The organism is Bradyrhizobium sp. CCBAU 11386, assembly GCF_028128955.1.
Taxonomy (GTDB): Bacteria; Pseudomonadota; Alphaproteobacteria; order Rhizobiales; family Xanthobacteraceae; genus Bradyrhizobium.
Genome location: NZ_LBKA01000258.1, coordinates 242,049 through 259,344, shown reverse-complemented (window position 1 = coordinate 259,344; position 17,296 = coordinate 242,049). Strand labels below are relative to the sequence as shown.

The following is a 17,296-nucleotide window of genomic DNA, read 5'->3' as shown; positions in this document are numbered from 1 at the left end:
GCTCACCCTCACGCCACCGCCGCATCCGGCACGCGCGCGGCTTCCATCGGCAGCTTGCCGCGGATCAGATCCGAGGCACGATCCGCGATCATCATGGTCGAGGCGTTGAGGTTCGCCGAGATCATGCGCGGCATCACCGAAGCATCGATCACGCGCAGCCCCTCCAACCCGTGGACACGAAGCTGGTCGTCGACCACCGCCCACGTGCTGTCCGCCGGGCCCATGCGGCAGGTGCAGCCGGGGTGGAAGGTGGTGGTGCCGCGTTCGGTGGCGGCGGCCAAGAACTCGTCGTCGGTATTGATGTTCGGACCGGGGAAATCCTCGTAGGCGTAATAGGGCGACAGCGGCGCGGACTTCAAGAGGCGCCGCGCGAGCTTCATGCCACCGACGATGACGCGGCGGTCGAGTTCGGCGTCGAGATAGTTGGTCTGGATGATCGGCGGCGCAAACGGATCAGCCGAGCGGATGCGGACATAGCCGCGGCTTTCGGGGCGCTGCTGCCAGGAGGCCACAGTCATGCCGGGCTCGTCCTCGAGCTGGCCCTGCACGCCTTCCTTGTAGCTTGCGGGGGTGAAGGTGAGCTGCAGGTCGGAGCTCTCGGCGCTCTCGCCGGAATGCCAGAAGCAATAGACCATGGTCGGCGACAGCGAGAGCAGGCCGCGGCGCGTCGTGGCCCATTTCAGCGCCTCGATCCACAGCGAGAGACCGCGGCGAAGCTCGTTGATGGTCTTGATGTCCTTGACGCGCGCCACCGTGCGCGGCGCGTAATGATCCTGGAGGCCTTCGCCGACCGGCAGCGCGTGACGCACCGCGATGCCGTGCGCGGCCAGCAGATCCGGCGAGCCGATGCCGGAGAGCTGGAGCAGCTGCGGCGAATTATAGGTGCCGCCGGACAGGATGACTTCCTTGTTGGCGCGCACCTCCACCGGCGTGCCGCCGCGGCCGCCCTTGGTGTAGCGTACGCCGACGGCGCGCTTGCCCTCGAAGATGATCTCGGTCGCGTGCGCGTGGGTGTGCACATGCACGTTGGGCCGTTTCATCGCGGGCTTGAGGAACGCGGTCGAGCCGGAGACGCGCAGGCCGTTGTTGATGGTGCGCTGGCAGTAGGAGACGCCTTCCTGCTTCGCGCCGTTGTAGTCGGGGTTGCGCGGAATGCCGAGCGAGACCGCACCCTCCATGAAGGCCTCGCAGAGCGGATCGCGCCAGTCCATGGTGGTGACGATGAGGTTGCCGTCGCGTCCACGATAGGTGTCCTCGCCCTCACCGACCCGCTTCTCCAGCCGCTTGAAGTAAGGCAGCACGTCGGCATAGCCCCAGCCGCGATTGCCCATCTGCGCCCAGGTGTCGAAATCCATGCGCTGGCCGCGATTGTAGATGTGGCCGTTGATCGAGGACGAGCCGCCGAGCGTCTTGCCGCGCGGCGCGTAGATGCTGCGCCCGCCGGTGTAAGGCCCCGGCTCCTGCTGGTAGGCCCAGTTGATGCTCTTCATGTGGAAGGTCTTGATGAAACCCGCCGGCAGATGGATGTACGGGTGCCAGTCGCTGGGCCCGGCCTCCAGCACGCAGACGCTGGTGTTGGGATCTTCGCTGAGCCGATTGGCAAGCACGCAGCCAGCCGAACCCGCGCCGACGATCACATAATCAAATCTGTCCATGGTGCCTCGGCCGCTCAGCGCGGCTTGTCGTTGAGTTGAAATTCGAGATGCGCCTGCACCGTCGGCCATTCGGCGGCGGTGATGCTGTAGACGACGGTGTCGCGCAGCGTGCCGTTCGGCGCGACCTGGTGGCTGCGCAAGACACCGTCCTGCTTGGCGCCCAGGCGCTCGATGGCGCGGCGGCTCTGGTGGTTGAAGAAGTGCGTGCGGAATTCGACCGCGATGCAGTTCAGCGTCTCGAAGGCATGCCGGAGCAGCAAGAGCTTGCACTGCGTGTTGAGCGGCCCGCGCTGCGCGCTCTTGCCATACCAGGTCGAGCCGATCTCGACGCGGCGATTGGTGGCATCGATGTTCATGTAGGTCGTCATGCCGACGATGTTGCCGCCGGCGTCGAACACGGTGAACGGCAGCATCGAGCCCGCGGCCTGCAAGGCCAGGCGGCGGTCGATCTCCTTGCCCATGTTCTCAGGCAGGGGAATCGCGGTGTACCAGAGTTTTGAGAGCTCGCCGTCCTTCACGGCCTCCACCAGCCCCTCGATATGCTGATGCGACAGCGGCTCGAGACGGGCGTGCTGTCCACGCAGGGTGATGGGATCAGGCCAGGGCATTGTAGTCTCTCCTTACGTCATTGCGAGGAGCGAAGCGACGAAGCAATCCAGACTGTCACCGCGGACACATTCCTGGATTGCTTCGCTCCGCTCGCAATGACGGTCACTAGCACCGTTTACTTGTTTAGGAAATTGAGAGGCAAACCGCCGCGCGGCCAGTCCATGGCGATCAGCTCGCCCTTGCCTGACAGCGTGATGTAGGCGGTCTTCAGCCCGGGGCCGCCGAAGGCGATGTTGGTGGTGACGCGGTCGCCGGTCGGGACCTGCTCGACGAGGGTCCCATCCGGCGCGATCACCGAGATGCAGCCGGAGACGAGGGTGGCGACACAGACATTGCCGTTCGCCTCCACCGCGAGCGAGTCGAACATCTGGTAGCCGCCGAGGCCGCAGATCGGCTTGCCCCGTTCGCCGCGATAGATCGGCTCGCGCGGCTTGAGCGTGCCGGGGGCGGAGAGCTCGTAGGCCCAGAGCCGCCCCGTCGGCGTTTCCGCGATGTAGACCGTGTTTTCGTCCGGCGAGAGCCCGATGCCGTTGGCCGGCAGCACGCCGTGCACGACCTCCACGATCTCGGTCATGCCGGGCTTGAGGTAGTACATGCCGCCGACGTCCATCTCGCGGGCGCGACGCTTGCCGAGATCGGAGAACCAGAGGCCGCCGTGCCTGTCGAACACCAGATCGTTCGGTCCGCGCAGATCGTGCTCGCCGCATTTGGTCACGACGGTCTCGACCTTGCCCGATTGCAGATCGACGCGCTGGATCGAGCCGCCGAGATAGCCGTCCGGCTGCGGACCCGGCATGATCATCTTACCGGTCGGAATCCAGGAGAAGCCGCCATTGTTGCAGATGTAGATCTTGCCGTCGGGGCCGAGGGCCGCGCCATTCGGTCCGCCTGGCACCTTGGCGACGATCTCCTTGCGGCCGTCGGGATGGACGCGGGTCAGGCGCTGGCCGCGGATCTCCACCAGGACCACCGAGCCGTCCGGCATCACGACCGGCCCTTCGGGAAATTCGAGGTCGGTGGCGAGAACGCGGACGTCGGACATTTCGAGACCCTCCCGGCTGCTTGTTATGGCTTGCACGGGATGTCCGGCACGGGCCCCCACACGCAAGATTTGCCCGCGGTTATGACAAAGTCACCGGGACTTGCCAAGCAAGCGGGACGGTATGCCAGCGTTGCGCCGCAAGGCGCGATGAGGGGCACCGCGCCTTGCGTTGTCGTTTGAGCGCGATCTTTTCGGAAAACCGCTTCGCGCTTTGCGCTAACGCGGCCTTCGGGTCCGGATCATTCTACTGCCGCACCGGCAGCCATATCTCGAAGCCGCCATTGCCGGTCGCGGGATCGAATTTTTCGTCGTAGCGCTCGAAGTTCGGCGCGTCTGCGGCCTTCAAGCCGGAGGCCGGCAGCCACTGATTCCAGATCGTGTTGACGGTGCGCCGGATCGAGGCGACGTGGTCGGTGTGGGTGAACACCGCATAGCGCTGCTCGGGGATGCGGATGCGGCCGAAGCGGCGCGGCAGGTCGGAATAATCGCTGACTTCGACACCGGCGATGTAGTCGAAATTGCCGGCATCGTCGCCGTTGCAGCAGACACCATAGGCGACGTTGCCGACACGCGCCGGAATGTCTGCGACCTCCTGGTGGAAGCGGTGCCACATCCCCGGGATGATCGCGCCGTTGTCGCAGGAGATGCGTTCACTGATGCCGGCGACGAGGAAGGCCTTTGCGGTCTCGAAACGCGGCGGGGCGAGCGTGTCTGATAGGGTGGAGTCCATGGGGATCGGCTCCTGAAGCTTGAGATGGCCGGTGCACGTCGCGGCCCGCACCGCTTCGGGTGTGGTGCCAAACTGGTCGCGGAACGCGCGGGTGAATGCTTCGTGCGAGCCGTAATCCGCCTCCAGTGCCAGCGACAGAATGTCCGGCGCGCCGTTCGCAAGGCTGCGCGCCGCCTCGGTCAGCCGCCGCGCGCGCACGTAGCGCATCACCGGCAGGCCGGTGGCTGCGGCGAACGCACGCACGATGTGGAACCGCGACACGCCTGATATCGCGGCGATCTCGTCGAGCGTCATCGGCTCGGCCAGATGGCTCTCGATATACCAGAGCGCGCGCTGGGCTGGATTCATGGTGGTTCGGGCTCTCGTTCGAAGCGCGGCCATGATGCACGGAACGCCGCGGGCTTCGCTTGATCGGGATTGCTCTCGTGCCCCGGATGCGATCCGTAGGGTGGGCAAAGGCGCACTTGCGCCGTGCCCACCATCGATCGCGCTCGTCGCGCGGCATGGTGGGCACGCTTCCGCCTTCGCTCTTCGAGCTACGGCGGACAAGTCGCTTTGCCCACCCTACTTCGCGTCCTTGGCCGGCGGCGCGTCCTGCTTCTTCTTCAATTCCTCCGCGATCTTCGTCTGCGCGGCCTGGAGATCGCCGAGCGTCTTCTGCAAGCCGGCAAGACTCGTCTTCAACGCGTCGATCTGGCGATTGGCGGCATCCAGCTTCTGCTGGTGATCGAGGTTGAGCTTGGTGATCGTCTTCTGGAGGAAATCGACGTTGCTCTGGAGGCAGCTCGTGCGCCGCTCCATGGTCTTCTCGACGGTGCAGATCTCGATGCCGGGCACGTCCTGCGCGCGGAGCGGCGCGATCGCCAGCGTCGCGAGCAGCAACATCACGACACAAACGCTGGCGCTTCGAAACGGCATGCAGGTTCCTCGTCAAATCGATCACGGCAATGTGCGCTTTTTGCGCACAGCCGCCGGACGCTACCACACTCGTACCGCATTCTCGCGTTGAGCTTGGCCTGTTCCCTTTGGACGATCCTTGGGACAGGGAGCAGTGAACCGCGCGCGGGAGAAATGGGCGCTCTTTCCGCGGCTTTGATTAGGGGAGATTTTTGGAATGGCAACGCGCGATAGACGTCTGGCGGAATTCGACGGCGCTGGAGAGCCGCCACCTGGCTTGCCGGTCGAAGTGCTGTGCGAGGATCACAGCGGAACGTATCAGCTGCCGTTCGCCTGCCGCTATGTCGAGGGACGCTGGCAGAACCACGAGGCCGGCATCGCGGTCGAAGCGACCGTGATCGGCTGGCGCCTGCCACGCGTGAAGCACTCCGGCGTCGCCTGACGGCGGCTTTTGTTCCAAAATGCAACGGGGCCGCGCTCCGCCTTAACCTTCGGAACGCGGTTCGAACGAATCGCGTCCGAATCAGCCGTAAAGCCTTGTCCACGCCTGTTCACGGCTAGATGTCGATGCGGGTCTGTTCTCGCGCACAATATCTGCGAGACCGGCGGGCAGGTTCGGGCGTCGAGCCGGCGCCAAAGGTTAACGATGGACAGGGCGTGGCTCGCACCACGGCCCCAGGCGGTCCCCGCCCCCGAAACAGGCAGGGCCGAGCCGGGCCTGCCTAATATTCGACCTCGAGCTCCTCGATCTCGGCCGGCTCTTCCTTCGCCGCCGCGATCCATTCCACCATCTCGGGCATCGCCATGATGGTATCGGCATAGGCCTTCAGCCTCGGCTCGAGCTTGACGTCATAGGTCACGAAGCGTGTCACCACGGGCGCGTACATCGCATCCGCCATGGTGCGCCTCTCGCCGAACAGGAACGGGCCGCCCGACTTCTCCAGGCAGTCGCGCCAGATGAACCAGACGCGGTCGATGTCGGCCTGCGCGCGCGACCAGATCTTGAAGCCGGGGAAGTGCCCCTTCAGATTGACCGGCAGCGAGGCGCGCAGCGTGGTGAAGCCGGAATGGATTTCGCCGCAGATCGAGCGGCAATGGGCGCGCTGGACGCGGTCATCCGGCAACAGGCCGGCGTCCGGCATCACCTCGTTGAGGTATTCGGCGATCGCCAGCGTGTCCCAGACGGTGGCGCCCTCGTGCCGCAGGCACGGCACCAGGATCGACGACGACAGCAAGAGAATTTCGGCGCGCGCGGAGGCGTCGTCGGGCGCGGTGACGATCTCCTCGAAATCGAGCCCGGAAAATTTCGTCAGCAGCCAGCCACGCAGCGACCAGGACGAGTAGTTCTTGCTGCTGATGGTCAGTGTCGCTTTCGCCATATGGCCCCTTCCCTCACGCCTGAGACCGGCACGCCGCCCGGCCCGCGGACGTGCCCACTACCTGTGCTTCCCATGTGTACACCCCGCTTGAAGAGCAAGCGATGTGCCAGTTTTCCGGGCGATTTGACTCAAGTCTGGCTTCGATATTGCATGGCAACATGGGACAGGTGGGCAGTTCAGTATGATGTCGATGTATTATCAAGCCTTTCAGAACCAGATGGACCTGACGGCGCCGTGGCGGGCGGGCGCCTCGTCTGCGCTCAAATTCCTCAACCTGGTGCCGCAGGGCCTATCGGACCAGGTCGTCGGCCGGCTTTCGGCGGCGCTGGAGCTGATCTCGCGCTCCACGCTCACCTATAACCGCCCGGCCTATGGCATCGACAGCGTCATGGTGGGCAACCGCGAGGTCGCCGTCACCGAGGAGATCGCCTACGCGACCCCGTTCGGCTCGCTGCTGCACTTCAGGAAGCACGACGTGCCCGAGCAGCCGCGCATGCTGCTGGTGGCGCCGATGTCCGGCCATTTCGCGACGCTGCTGCGCGGCACCGTGAAGACGCTGCTCCAGGATCACGACGTCTACATCACCGACTGGCACAATCCGCGCGACATTCCCCGCAGCGAAGGCCGCTTCGGGCTCGACGACTACACCGATCACCTCATCGATTTTCTGGGCCAGCTCGGCCCGCGCCCGCATATGGTGGCGATCTGCCAGCCGTCGGTCTCGGCGCTCGCGGCGGCCGCCGTCATGTGCGAGGGCAACCATCCCTCGCGGCCGGCGACGCTGACGCTGATGGCAGGCCCGATCGACACACGGATCCAGCCGACCCGGGTCAACGAGTTCGCCAAGAGCAGGCCGATCGACTGGTTCGAGCAGAACCTGATCAACTACGTGCCGGTGCAATGCCGCGGCGCGCTGCGCAAGGTCTATCCCGGCTTCGTCCAGCTCACCGCCTTCGTCTCGATGAACCTCGAGCGGCACATCAAGCAGCACATGGATCTCGCCAACCACATCGCCAAGGGCGAGAAGGAGAAGGCGGCGACCATCAAGACCTTCTACGACGAATATTTCGCGGTGATGGATCTGCCGGCCGAATTCTACATCGAGACCGTGCGCGACGTGTTCCAGGAGCATCTGCTGCCGCAGGGCAAGCTGATGCATCGGGGACGGCCGGTGAACACCAAGGCCGTCAGCCGCATGGGGCTGATGACCGTCGAGGGCGAGAAGGACGACATCTGCTCGATCGGCCAGACGCTCGCCGCGCAAGACCTCTGCACCGGCGTGCGCGCCTATCGCCGGGTGCACCACATGCAGGCCGGCGTCGGCCATTACGGCGTGTTCTCCGGCAAGCGCTGGAACAACGAGATCTATCCGCTGCTGCGCGATTTCGTCCACGTCAATTCGTGAGACGCGCTGCGATCTTGCACCGCGCGCGAAAACCCGCAGCGAAGATTCGGCACCTCCACCCGGAACTAGCTCTCGACAAAAAGGCCGCCGGCGAGCTTCGCCGTCTTGCCGCTTCCGTCCGAGACCACGATGTCCCACGCACCGGTTGGTGCACTGAGGTCCATGGCGAGCGAACATTTCACGCCGCTGGCGCTCGACGTGACGTCCGTCGCGATCACCTGACGCTCATTGGAAACGGCCTTCACCTCCTTGACCGTGTCGAGCCCGTCGCCGGTGATCTCCAGCTGGGTCAGCACACCGCGGACCACCTTGGACGGATTGATCGACCGGATCACGGGTGTTCCGCCCGGCTTGTCCGAACCCGATTGGCTCGCAAACGCCGTTCGCGACCCGAAATAGAAGCTGGAGACCGCCGTCACCAGCGTGCCGATGATCGCCAGAAGCTGTTTTGCAAAATCGTCGCTCGCCGGATTCTGTGTGTCCCGGTATTGAACCGTGAAGGTCGTCTTGCCGGCGGTGTCGGTGATCGGCTGTTCGAACACGAATTGCCCAGGCAGCAAGCGGTCCCTCAGGTCCGTGCTCGCCTCCTTGGTCAACCCCTTCGCCTCGAATATCTTTCCGCGAGACGACATGCTGCTGTACAGGAAGACCGCCAGGATCGCGAACAGCAACACGAGGCTGAGGGCGATCACGGAACGAACCGAGCCTTCCGGCAGGCCGAGCGCTTGCGTCCTGTCCGTGAGATCGACGCCGGAGAACACGAAGGCCGTCAGCGCGAGCGTGACCAGCAGCATCATGACGCCGCTGATGATCAAAAGCGGCAGCATCACCTCCGGCGGGCCCTTGCCGGTGAACAGACTTGCGGCAACGCCCAAACAGGCGACCACGAGTAATATGACGGCCGTCACGATGATGACTCTCGTCAATCTCTTCTTCCAATCCAACTCCATGATCGCCTCGCAAATGATTGTTCAGAGTTATGGGCGCCGCTACGCAATCGGCATGTTGGCAAGGCCCTGTTCGAACAGCTGGGCTTCCTTCTCGCGCCGTGTCTGGAGGCCGGGCACGGTGGGCCAAAGCCGCTTCATGTGGCGGATGTCGTCCGGGATCAGCCGGAACTCCCGGTTCGTCATATGCGTCTTGATATCGCGCATCTCCGCATAGCGGGCGCCGGCGAGCGAGAACGACGCTCCGCGGTTATAGGCGAGCGAGACCAGGGCGCCGAGGCAGTCCCTGTCGAGCAGGTTGCAATTGGGCAGCGCGTCCTGGACCTTCTTGACCCAGCGCGGAATGTCGCGGTCCTGGAAGACGGACATCGCTGCGGTCAAGGGAACATCAACGACCGCTCCCAGCTGCCGGGCCAATGCCGATGCCGCAGATCCCCGGACACCCACGGCTTGCCCCAGCGCCTGGATCATCGGGCCGGGAATCTTGCCGGTCCAGTCGTTGACCAGATGCCCATCCGCATAGCCGACATCGTACCCGATGCCGATGGTGACGCCGGATCGCCCCCCCGGCCATGTCGGCTTGCGATACTTCTTCTCGTAAAACGCCGGACTCGAGACTTCGAAGAACACGATGAGATCGATCGCCTTCTGCGAGATCTGGTTCTTGGGATTGTTGGGATCCGCGGGAGCGGAGTCGAAGCCGGTCCGGACATTGCTTGGCTGGAGATCGAGCCAGCGGATCGTGTTAATGCGCGACGCCGGAAAGGTCGAGCGCTGCACCCGGTCGCTCTGGTTGCCGCCGAGCAGCTGGATGCTGTTGCCGTTGTCGAGAAACTGGACGCAGAAGCCCACATGTCCGCTGCCGTCAACCCCCGGCGAGGGCTGCATCACGACGACCGCGCCTTGCGGAACGACATCCGTCCGCACCGGCAGGCCCTGTCCCCGGCCGGCCCAGGTCACGGCCAGCGCCGAGTCCGTGGCCGGAATCGAGGCTGCGGCCTCCGGGCTTCCCGACTTCTGCATGCAATAGGCGACGAACGCCGCGCACCAGGGCGCCATCTTGCTCTGCGGGCCGAGACTGGTGGCTGCAAAATAGTCCTTCGTGATCACGTCGGAATTGTCGGCCTCGGAAATGTGCTTGGCTTCCTCCTGCAACGCGATGTCGAACCAGGGCGCTTCGGCCTGCTTGATCTCGGGAATGGCCTCCGGAACGAACTGCTTGATGAGACTGAACGCGTCCTTCAGCGCCTGATCGAGCGCAGCACCGGTCGAGGTGAACAGTTCGGCAACCGTCTTCGGTTGCAGCGCAGTTCCGAAGAAGCTGCCGCGGTTGGCGAAGATCTGCGTCGACTGCGCGCCATCGATACCCTTGAAGAAATCCGAGACCGGCCTGGTGCGACCCGCATCGTCGTCCACGGCGCCGAGCAGCGCCGCGGCCGTTTCCGGATTGGTGTAGTAGGCGTGCAGCACGTTCAGATAGCCCGGAATGAAGGGATCCTTCTCCGTGCCGCCCTTGGCTTTTTGCACGGCCTCGCTGATCGCCTTGGCATCCGCTGACATGGTGAAGCCGGCGGCGTAGATTTGAGTGAGCCAGTTGTCGAAGGCATCCGGCTGGCGAGTGACCTGCAACGATTTGTCCGCACCGGCAAGAAAGCGCTGCCATTCCTTCGACGATACCAGCAGCGGGCCAACCGTATCCGTTCCCGGGGATGGACCGACATTCACGATCTTGGTTTCGAGCAGAGCCCGCGCGATCAGGAAATCGGCAGCAACGTACCAAGGTGCTGTTGACGCAAGTTCGTTGAACGCGCGTTCGACTCCGATGCACGTGTCGACGAAGAACGCGGGAACGGCGACAGGTCGAGCACTCGTATCGGGGCCACAGTCCGACCTGGCGACCCAGCCTTTGTCCTCGCTCTCGAGGATCACTTCTATGAGCAGACCGCTCTCGTTCCCGGTCGACGTGACGGGATCGCCCGGGAGCAGCCGGGTGAGCCTCTCGCCACCAGGCGCCTTGAAGAAGTCCGTCATGTTGAGAATAATGAGCTTCATCTTGTCTGCCCCGGTGTCGGCGCTGGTGTCTGGGCTGGTGCCGGCGCTGGCGTCTGGGCTGGTGCCGGCGGCGCTACAGCGGCAGCCAGCGCTTCGTCGAAGTCGCGGGTCAGCTGATCCGACACGTTGATCCCATAGTCTCTCAGACTTACCGTTTTGCCGAGCTTCTGGCGTGCGAGCGCGATCTTTTCCCTCACAGGCTTTGTGAGGGCCGTTGGTGTACCCACCGGATTTTCGGGAATGAACCTGTCGAGATTGCTCCCCAGCGCACCGAACTTCGCTTGTGCGTTCGGCTTGTAGTAGACCTTCTCGTAATAGTTCATCGCCGTATCCGGACACTCTCCGGACGTCTTGAGTTTGCGTATTTCATCCGGACTCAGTTGCTTGCCTTCTCGACGAGCGTCGCCCGGGAGGACATAGGTCGCGATCTTGAAAATTCCGATTTCGGCCTTCGTCAATGCACCGACCGCGCCGTTGTCCGCCTGCGCGCATAATGCGCTTTGCAGCTGATTGAGGTCGCTCTGACCGCGGAGCTCCGGATTCTCCTTGGCCGCTATGTCCGCAAGGCCGGGAATCGGACCCGGCACGGGACGATCGATGTGGACGATCTTCTGGCCGGAGGTGATCGCAGCGACCGGAGCGTTCCTGGTCACCGTTCGCGGATCGATCAGCGGGTTGTCGCGCTTGATCGCGATGCCGGCGACGCCGGCCTGCTCGTAGATCGCGATCGTCGTGTTGATCTGCATCTCGATCGTCATCGGCATGCAGATGCGCAAATAGGAGCGCAGGGCGTACACGGCCTCGGCGCGCGTCACCACGCGTTGCTTCATCAGGCCGTCGCGATATTCCTTCTGCCGCGACAGCACGATCGACTGCACCGTGGAATGGTTGGCTTCCAGCAGCAGGCGCGAGCGGATGTTGGTGAACGTGTTCGAGGCGAGGCCGAATGCCAGCCCGACCATCGTGATCGGATCCGCGCCGACCCCGGCCACGCGCATCAGGGCCTGCGAGGTTGTTTGCAACGCGTTGATCTCGCTCAGGATCGGCTCCTGCGTACGCCGCTTGTCGTCGAGCCATGCGAGATAAGCGTCGCACCGCGCGTCGATGTCGTTCATGCCTGCTTCGACGACGACGCCCCAATTCGGCGTCACGCCGACCGGGCTACAGGAGCCGTCCACCATGGGGACCATTCCGGTCTGGCGGCAGAGTTCCGACAGATACAGATCCTGAAGCGCGGTCACCGTGGCGATATCGGGCCTGGCAATCTCGGTGCCGATGCCTTCCTTGTAATACTTCTGCTCCAGCGCCGGATCGCAGCCCGCCAGCCAGACCGTCGTGACCGACAGCAGCAGCGCAAGCGTCAATCGCCGACAAGCGGCGTGGCTCGTGATCGAGAAGCAACGGGACAATCCTGCTCTCAGCTTCATTTTGGCTGCTCGTCTGTCATTGGATCCGCGCGCAGGTCCCCGCCGACGGCGTCATTCAAACTGGACGTGACGACCGCAAATGCGCGCTGAACGTCATCGACAACCTCACCGCGCCGGCTGTTGATGTTGCGGACGAGCACGCGCCAGCGCCCGTGTTCGCCGTCGGCATCCTCCCGCCAGAAACGCAAGATGAAGACCTGATCCAGCCATCGTGATTGCAAGCTCATGCGAGGACCCTCGCACGTCTGATCCACGACAGAATCGCGCAATCGTCCCGCAACGGTCGCCGCCCGTTCTCGGGCGGATCGGCAATCGCTCCGGCGCCGATCACGGCAGGATCACGGCATAGGCGCCGCGCAGGCGCACGCGCGCCGCCGGCCGGGATCATCGGCGGACCGAAGATCCTCCTGGTACGACGATTTCAGACGACGGAGAGATTGTCTTCAGAACAGGGCGAGGTGCTTTTCGGTTCGGCCGACAAGCCGCGCGCGCAAATGCTGCACATTCTCAGCATTGTGCAAGTTCCTGATCTCTTCAATGAGGGCCCGCGTCGCCGGCAGCGGCGAAATTCCGAGCTCGTTGCGGATCAGGCTGATCCACGAATCGTAGTAGCGGAGCGCTTCTATCCGTCGTTCGCTCAACGCAAGCAGTGTGAGAAGATATCGAACGAGCTCCTCTCGATATGGATCAAATCGCAGAGCGTGGCGGGCAAGCCGGATCGCATCGTGGTCGTAACCGTCCAGCCCGAGCTGACGAACCAGCATGGCCGAAGACTGTATGAACAGCGAATGCAGCCGCTCGCGTTCCTCCAGTATCCATTCGGCATCCTCGCCGTCCAGAAATGGTCCCTCGTAGCGGTAGAGAACGCGCAGGACTTCCTTCATTTCCGGCGGAGACAACCCTGCCCCGGCCCCCTCGATGATCGTCGTCGCTGCTTGAAGAAGCGCCCAGGTATCGACATCCAGCCACGAAGTCCGCCGAAAAACCGTCTCCGACCCAACCGTTCGCAGGCCCTCGCCCTCGACATAAGCGGGAGACGACGCAAGCAGCTTTCTGATCCGCCACACGGCGGAAATCATCGCACGTCGGCCTCGCTCCGCGTCAAGCTCCGGCCAGAACAGGTCGATGAGCCGTTCTCTGCGATGCGGACGATCCGGGAAGGTAACGAGATATCCGGCTAGCCGACGTCCGGCCGGACCAAGATCCGACCACGTCTGCTCATCGCCGCTTCCAATACGACTCGAACCCAACAAACTGACCGTTAGCAAGGACCCCCTCCCCGCAAACGAAACTAACTATAATTTCCAACGACAATCCATTCAGCCAGAAATTGTATCATTGCAAGAAATCGACCTCTGTCAAGAGCGACCGATCGCCTTGACAAGGCATGTGCGGCCTGACGGCCCTTCATATTGCCCTGGATTGGGGTGCGGGTGTCTCCACAATCGATAACCCCAGTGTGGAGAGAACCCTCACCCCCTCGCACGGACGGACGGCCAGCTAGGGAAACGGCCCGCGCCTAATGCTCTTGCTTGAGCAGCTCTTTCGCTTCTTCGACTTCGGGAAGATTGCGCTCCGCATCGAATTCAGCGAGGAGGGGAGCGAGCAGTTCGAAAACCACGCCCGCTCGGCCATTTGCCTTGTGCAGGCGCGCAAGTCCGAGGGCGCTGCGCAGCTCGAAAGTCTTCGCCTGTTGGTGTCGTGCGATTTCCAGCGCTCGGTTGAAGGCATTTTCGGCCCCGGAACCGTCCGGAGGGTCATGACGCGACAAAAGCTCGCCCTGGACGCGATGCAGCTCGGCATCAAGCCAATGCTGACCGGATTGTCCCGCCCATGCGATCAGTTCGCTCAAGATTTCCAGCCCGGTTTCGAGCTGGCCCACCTCTGCATCCGCCATCGCGACCTGCATCCCCCAAAACGGTTCACAGAGGTAGCAGTCATTCTCGCGCAGCATGGTCCATCCGCGACGCATTTCCGTCAGTCCGTCCATTCGGTCGCCGGCACGCCACTTGGCAAGGCCATTCAGGTAGGTACCGGCGGCCACATATAGCGGCATCGTATGGTCGCGCGCGAGACCGAGCGCCAGGATGGTATCTGTTTGCTGCAACATGCCCCCGCATAGTCCGTCGAACACAGCTCGATGAACAAGCGCATTGGCCCGGGACAGCGCCCGTTTTTCTCCTGAAGCGCTCACCGCTTCGGCAGCGAGCCGGCGCGCGCGAGCGATGCTGCCAAGCGGCCAAAGCACCAGAGCAAGAAACCTCATGATCACGAACGGGAGATCCAGCGCCGAGAGCCTGAACGTCGCGGGATCCGGCTCGGCACCATAGATCGCCAGTGCCTGCTCAAGATGCGTTCTCGCGTTCAAGTAGTCGCCCCCGAACCAGCAGGTGACGCCGCCTGTCCAATGCGCAACGACGGCGGCCACCGGTGCGTCCGGTCGTCGCTCCGCGACACTCATAATGGCGTCCGCCAGCTCCCTCATCGGAGCAAGTTCGCCGTGTGTCAGGCAGGCATTGAAGAGGCCGGAATGGATCGGCGCAAGTTCAACCGGATCATTGATGTCGGCTGCGAATTGTCGGGCGCGCGTCCATGCGGCTACCGTTTCGGGGGCGCTGTGCCCGAGGCCGCCCCGTAACGCACGGCCATATGCGATTTGAAGATGCAACCTGCTCATCATCCGGCGAGGCTCATCAGGCAGCTCATCGGCAATGGCAATCGCCTTGCCGAGATGCGCAATCGCCTCGGAATAGGCCGAGCGCTTCAGCGCCTGCTGGCCCGCCTTGTGCCACCACTCGAGGGCGACCTCGTTCAGCCCAGCCTCGGTGAAGTGGTGTGCCAGAACTTCCGGCTCGGTCTCGGCGACGACCGGAAACTTTTCGCGCAGGACATCGCCGATGCGCGTGTGAAGCACCTGCCGTCTGCTCTTGAGCAGGCTCTCGTAGGCCGCTTCCTGAACGAGAGCGTGCTTGAAACTATAGTTTGCCTCGGGCGGAGCCCCGCGACACACCAGCAGCTCGGCCTCTTCGAGTTGCCCCAGCGCAGCGCTCAGTGTCAGATCATCGCGTCCCGCCACATATCTCAGCAGCGCGTACGAGAAGTCGCGGCCGATGGCGGCGCCTATCTGCGCCACCTCCTTGACCGGAGCCAGCCGGTCGAGCCGCGCCATCAGCGAATCCTGCAGCGTCGCGGGAATGGCCAGCGGCGGGAGCGGACTATCGAGGCGATAGCGCCCGGCACCTTCGACGAGCCATCCGGACTCCAGCACCATCTTGGTCAATTCCTCGACGAATAGCGGGACGCCATCCGTCCTGTCGATGATCTGCTTCATCATCTCGCGTGGCAGCTGGCGACCGACAGTCACCTGCTCGACCAGCGCCCGCGTGTCCTGCCGATCGAGCCGGTCGAGCCGCAACAGACTGACGTTGGCAAGGCCCGACCAGGAGGGCTCGAACTCCGGCCGGGATGTCATGAGCACAAGTATCGGCAGTCGCCTGATCCGGTCGACCGTGAGATCGAACAATTCGAGTGTCGTGGCATCGGCCCAATGCATATCCTCGCAGATAATCAGCAGGGGCTGCTCTCGCGCCAATCCCTCAAGCTGATCGAGAAGGGTGGCAAAGGTCTGGCGCCGCTGCTGCGCCGGGCTCAGACCGAGCGGCGGATAACGGTCGCCGGTTGGGATCGAAAGCAGTGCCGCAATGAGCGCTGTCGCCCGGGCGACCTGCTGCGTTCCAAGCGCCAGCATCGCCTCAAGCTTGTCGAGCTTTTGCCCGGGCGTGTCGTGCGAGCAAATGCCGGCCGCGCGCTCGAGTTGCGCGACAAAGGGATGAAGCGCACTGTTGGTGTGGTAGGGCGAACACTGATATCGCACCCGGCGGTGCACTCCCAACGCGGGGCTTTCGGACAGCGTTGCGACCATGCGCGACTTGCCGATGCCGGCTTCGCCGGAAATCAGCACCATCTGCCCTTGCCCCTGCCATGCCATCCGCTGGCGCGAGAGCGTGAGTTCGATCTCCTCCTTGCGACCGACAAAGCCGATCGAGCGCGCCGCGTGGACCGCCTCGAAGCGACTCTCCGATGCGGTCGCCCCCTCGACCGCCCAGACCGCGATGGGTTCGGATATCCCCTTGACCTCGCGGCGACCGAGGTTGCGAAAAGTGAAGAGATCACCAAGCAGCCGGCGCGTCGACGAGGCAACGACGACCGCTCCCGGTTCAGCCAGACTCTGGAGCCGGGCAGCGAGGTTTGGTGTATCGCCGACCGTTGCGTGCTCCTCTGACGCATCTCCACTGATGAGGTCGCCGACCACCACAAGCCCGGTCGCGATTGCGATCCGCAGCTCAATCCGTTCGTCGCCGCTCGTTTTGAGCTGTCTCATCGCAGAGATGGCGTCGAGGCCCGCGCGCACCGCGCGCTCCGCGTCATCCTCGTGGGCACGGGGATAGCCGAAATAGACGAGTATTCCGTCGCCGACGAACCTGGCTATCCTGCCGTCATAAGCGGAAACGACCTTCGCGCAGGCGACGCGGTAGGCCCGGATCACTTCCCACATATCCTCGGGATCAAGACGCGCCGAGAGTGCAGTCGAGCCGACCAGATCGCAAAACATGACGGTAAGGTGGCGCCGCTCGGCGTCGTGAGGAGGCGCCGGCGATGCGATCAGCGCGGCTGGATCGAGGTCGGCAATAGCACGCAACATTTTGCGGCGATGGCCTAGCAGGACTCCGAGCTTATCGAAGTCCTCGTCCATCAGCTCGGGGAGGACGCCCACGTCGATCCCATTTTGGGCAAAACGCTCTGCGTATTGCCCAAGCCCCAATTTCTCGAGCCACTCCGCAATCTGCATTGGCTCCACCGATCGTGTGGTTGGCGGTTAGCAGAATTTTGGACCACGGCGCGGGGACGATATCCCAACATCGCCATGATGGCACGTCTTGTTTGTTGCGCGATAATTTAGGTTACTCAGTACCGACACGGCTTCCAGGTGAGGTCGCGGCCCGATGCGAACAACTGCGCTACCAAAAATCGTCTGCACGCAGCGTTGGACGACAGAGGTTGCGATGAGCCATCACGACTCACTCCAGACCTGACGCCGAATCCAACGCCGCGGCCTGTGCTCACGTCGCGACGCCAGGCAGACGTTTTTCCGT

At 63.6% G+C, this 17,296-nt stretch carries 14 protein-coding genes; 2 read left to right on the top strand and 12 right to left on the bottom strand.

The window, feature by feature from the left end:
* Positions 1-8 precede the first annotated feature (8 nt).
* The 5 genes from XI09_RS40535 to XI09_RS40515 all read right to left on the bottom strand — a co-directional run bounded on the left by XI09_RS40535 (position 9) and on the right by XI09_RS40515 (position 4,954).
* Positions 9-1,655 carry a GMC family oxidoreductase gene (locus XI09_RS40535; protein ID WP_271571901.1) on the bottom strand — a complete coding sequence of 549 codons (1,647 nt, stop codon included), beginning with the start codon at positions 1,653-1,655 and terminating at the stop codon, positions 9-11.
* Between the two features lie 14 nt (positions 1,656-1,669).
* Positions 1,670-2,263 carry a GNAT family N-acetyltransferase gene (locus XI09_RS40530; RefSeq protein WP_271571900.1) on the bottom strand — a complete coding sequence of 198 codons (594 nt, stop codon included), beginning with the start codon at positions 2,261-2,263 and terminating at the stop codon, positions 1,670-1,672.
* A 116-nt stretch (positions 2,264-2,379) separates the two neighbouring features.
* A complete protein-coding gene (locus XI09_RS40525) occupies positions 2,380-3,306 on the bottom strand; it encodes an SMP-30/gluconolactonase/LRE family protein (RefSeq protein ID WP_092185038.1) in 927 nt (308 codons plus the stop codon).
* A 244-nt stretch (positions 3,307-3,550) separates the two neighbouring features.
* Complete coding sequence (locus XI09_RS40520) at positions 3,551-4,384, bottom strand: AraC family transcriptional regulator (RefSeq protein ID WP_271571899.1); 834 nt, start codon at positions 4,382-4,384, stop codon at positions 3,551-3,553.
* Between the two features lie 216 nt (positions 4,385-4,600).
* Positions 4,601-4,954 (bottom strand): hypothetical protein, encoded by a 354-nt coding sequence (locus tag XI09_RS40515; protein WP_271571898.1) that lies wholly within the window; start codon positions 4,952-4,954, stop codon positions 4,601-4,603.
* 196 nt (positions 4,955-5,150) lie between these two features.
* Here XI09_RS40515 and XI09_RS40510 point away from each other — a divergent pair, with 196 nt between their 5' ends.
* Positions 5,151-5,375 (top strand): hypothetical protein, encoded by a 225-nt coding sequence (locus tag XI09_RS40510; protein ID WP_011089440.1) that lies wholly within the window; start codon positions 5,151-5,153, stop codon positions 5,373-5,375.
* Between the two features lie 280 nt (positions 5,376-5,655).
* Here XI09_RS40510 and XI09_RS40505 read toward each other — a convergent pair whose 3' ends face one another.
* A complete protein-coding gene (locus tag XI09_RS40505; protein ID WP_271571897.1) occupies positions 5,656-6,312 on the bottom strand; it encodes a glutathione S-transferase family protein in 657 nt (218 codons plus the stop codon).
* A 181-nt stretch (positions 6,313-6,493) separates the two neighbouring features.
* Between XI09_RS40505 and XI09_RS40500 the strand changes: the two genes are divergently transcribed.
* Entirely contained in the window at positions 6,494-7,717 is a 1,224-nt protein-coding gene (locus XI09_RS40500) for a polyhydroxyalkanoate depolymerase (RefSeq protein ID WP_271571896.1), read from the top strand.
* Positions 7,718-7,782: 65 nt separating this feature from the next.
* Here the strand turns inward: XI09_RS40500 and XI09_RS40495 are convergent, their stop codons facing one another.
* From XI09_RS40495 to XI09_RS40470, 6 genes are all read right to left on the bottom strand, one after another.
* Positions 7,783-8,643: a hypothetical protein gene (locus XI09_RS40495; protein ID WP_271571895.1), complete on the bottom strand. Its 861-nt coding sequence runs from the start codon at positions 8,641-8,643 to the stop codon at positions 7,783-7,785.
* Between the two features lie 63 nt (positions 8,644-8,706).
* Complete coding sequence (locus XI09_RS40490) at positions 8,707-10,716, bottom strand: CHAP domain-containing protein (protein WP_271571894.1); 2,010 nt, start codon at positions 10,714-10,716, stop codon at positions 8,707-8,709.
* Complete coding sequence (locus XI09_RS40485) at positions 10,713-12,143, bottom strand: hypothetical protein (protein ID WP_271571893.1); 1,431 nt, start codon at positions 12,141-12,143, stop codon at positions 10,713-10,715. The genes XI09_RS40490 and XI09_RS40485 overlap by 4 nt, the downstream gene beginning before the upstream one ends.
* Entirely contained in the window at positions 12,140-12,370 is a 231-nt protein-coding gene (locus tag XI09_RS40480) for a hypothetical protein (protein WP_271571892.1), read from the bottom strand. Before XI09_RS40480 ends, XI09_RS40485 begins: the two co-directional genes overlap by 4 nt.
* A gap of 216 nt (positions 12,371-12,586) precedes the next feature.
* Entirely contained in the window at positions 12,587-13,411 is an 825-nt protein-coding gene (locus XI09_RS40475; protein WP_271571891.1) for an AfsR/SARP family transcriptional regulator, read from the bottom strand.
* Positions 13,412-13,662: 251 nt separating this feature from the next.
* Entirely contained in the window at positions 13,663-16,992 is a 3,330-nt protein-coding gene (locus XI09_RS40470) for an adenylate/guanylate cyclase domain-containing protein (RefSeq protein WP_271571890.1), read from the bottom strand.
* Positions 16,993-17,296: the final 304 nt, after the last annotated feature.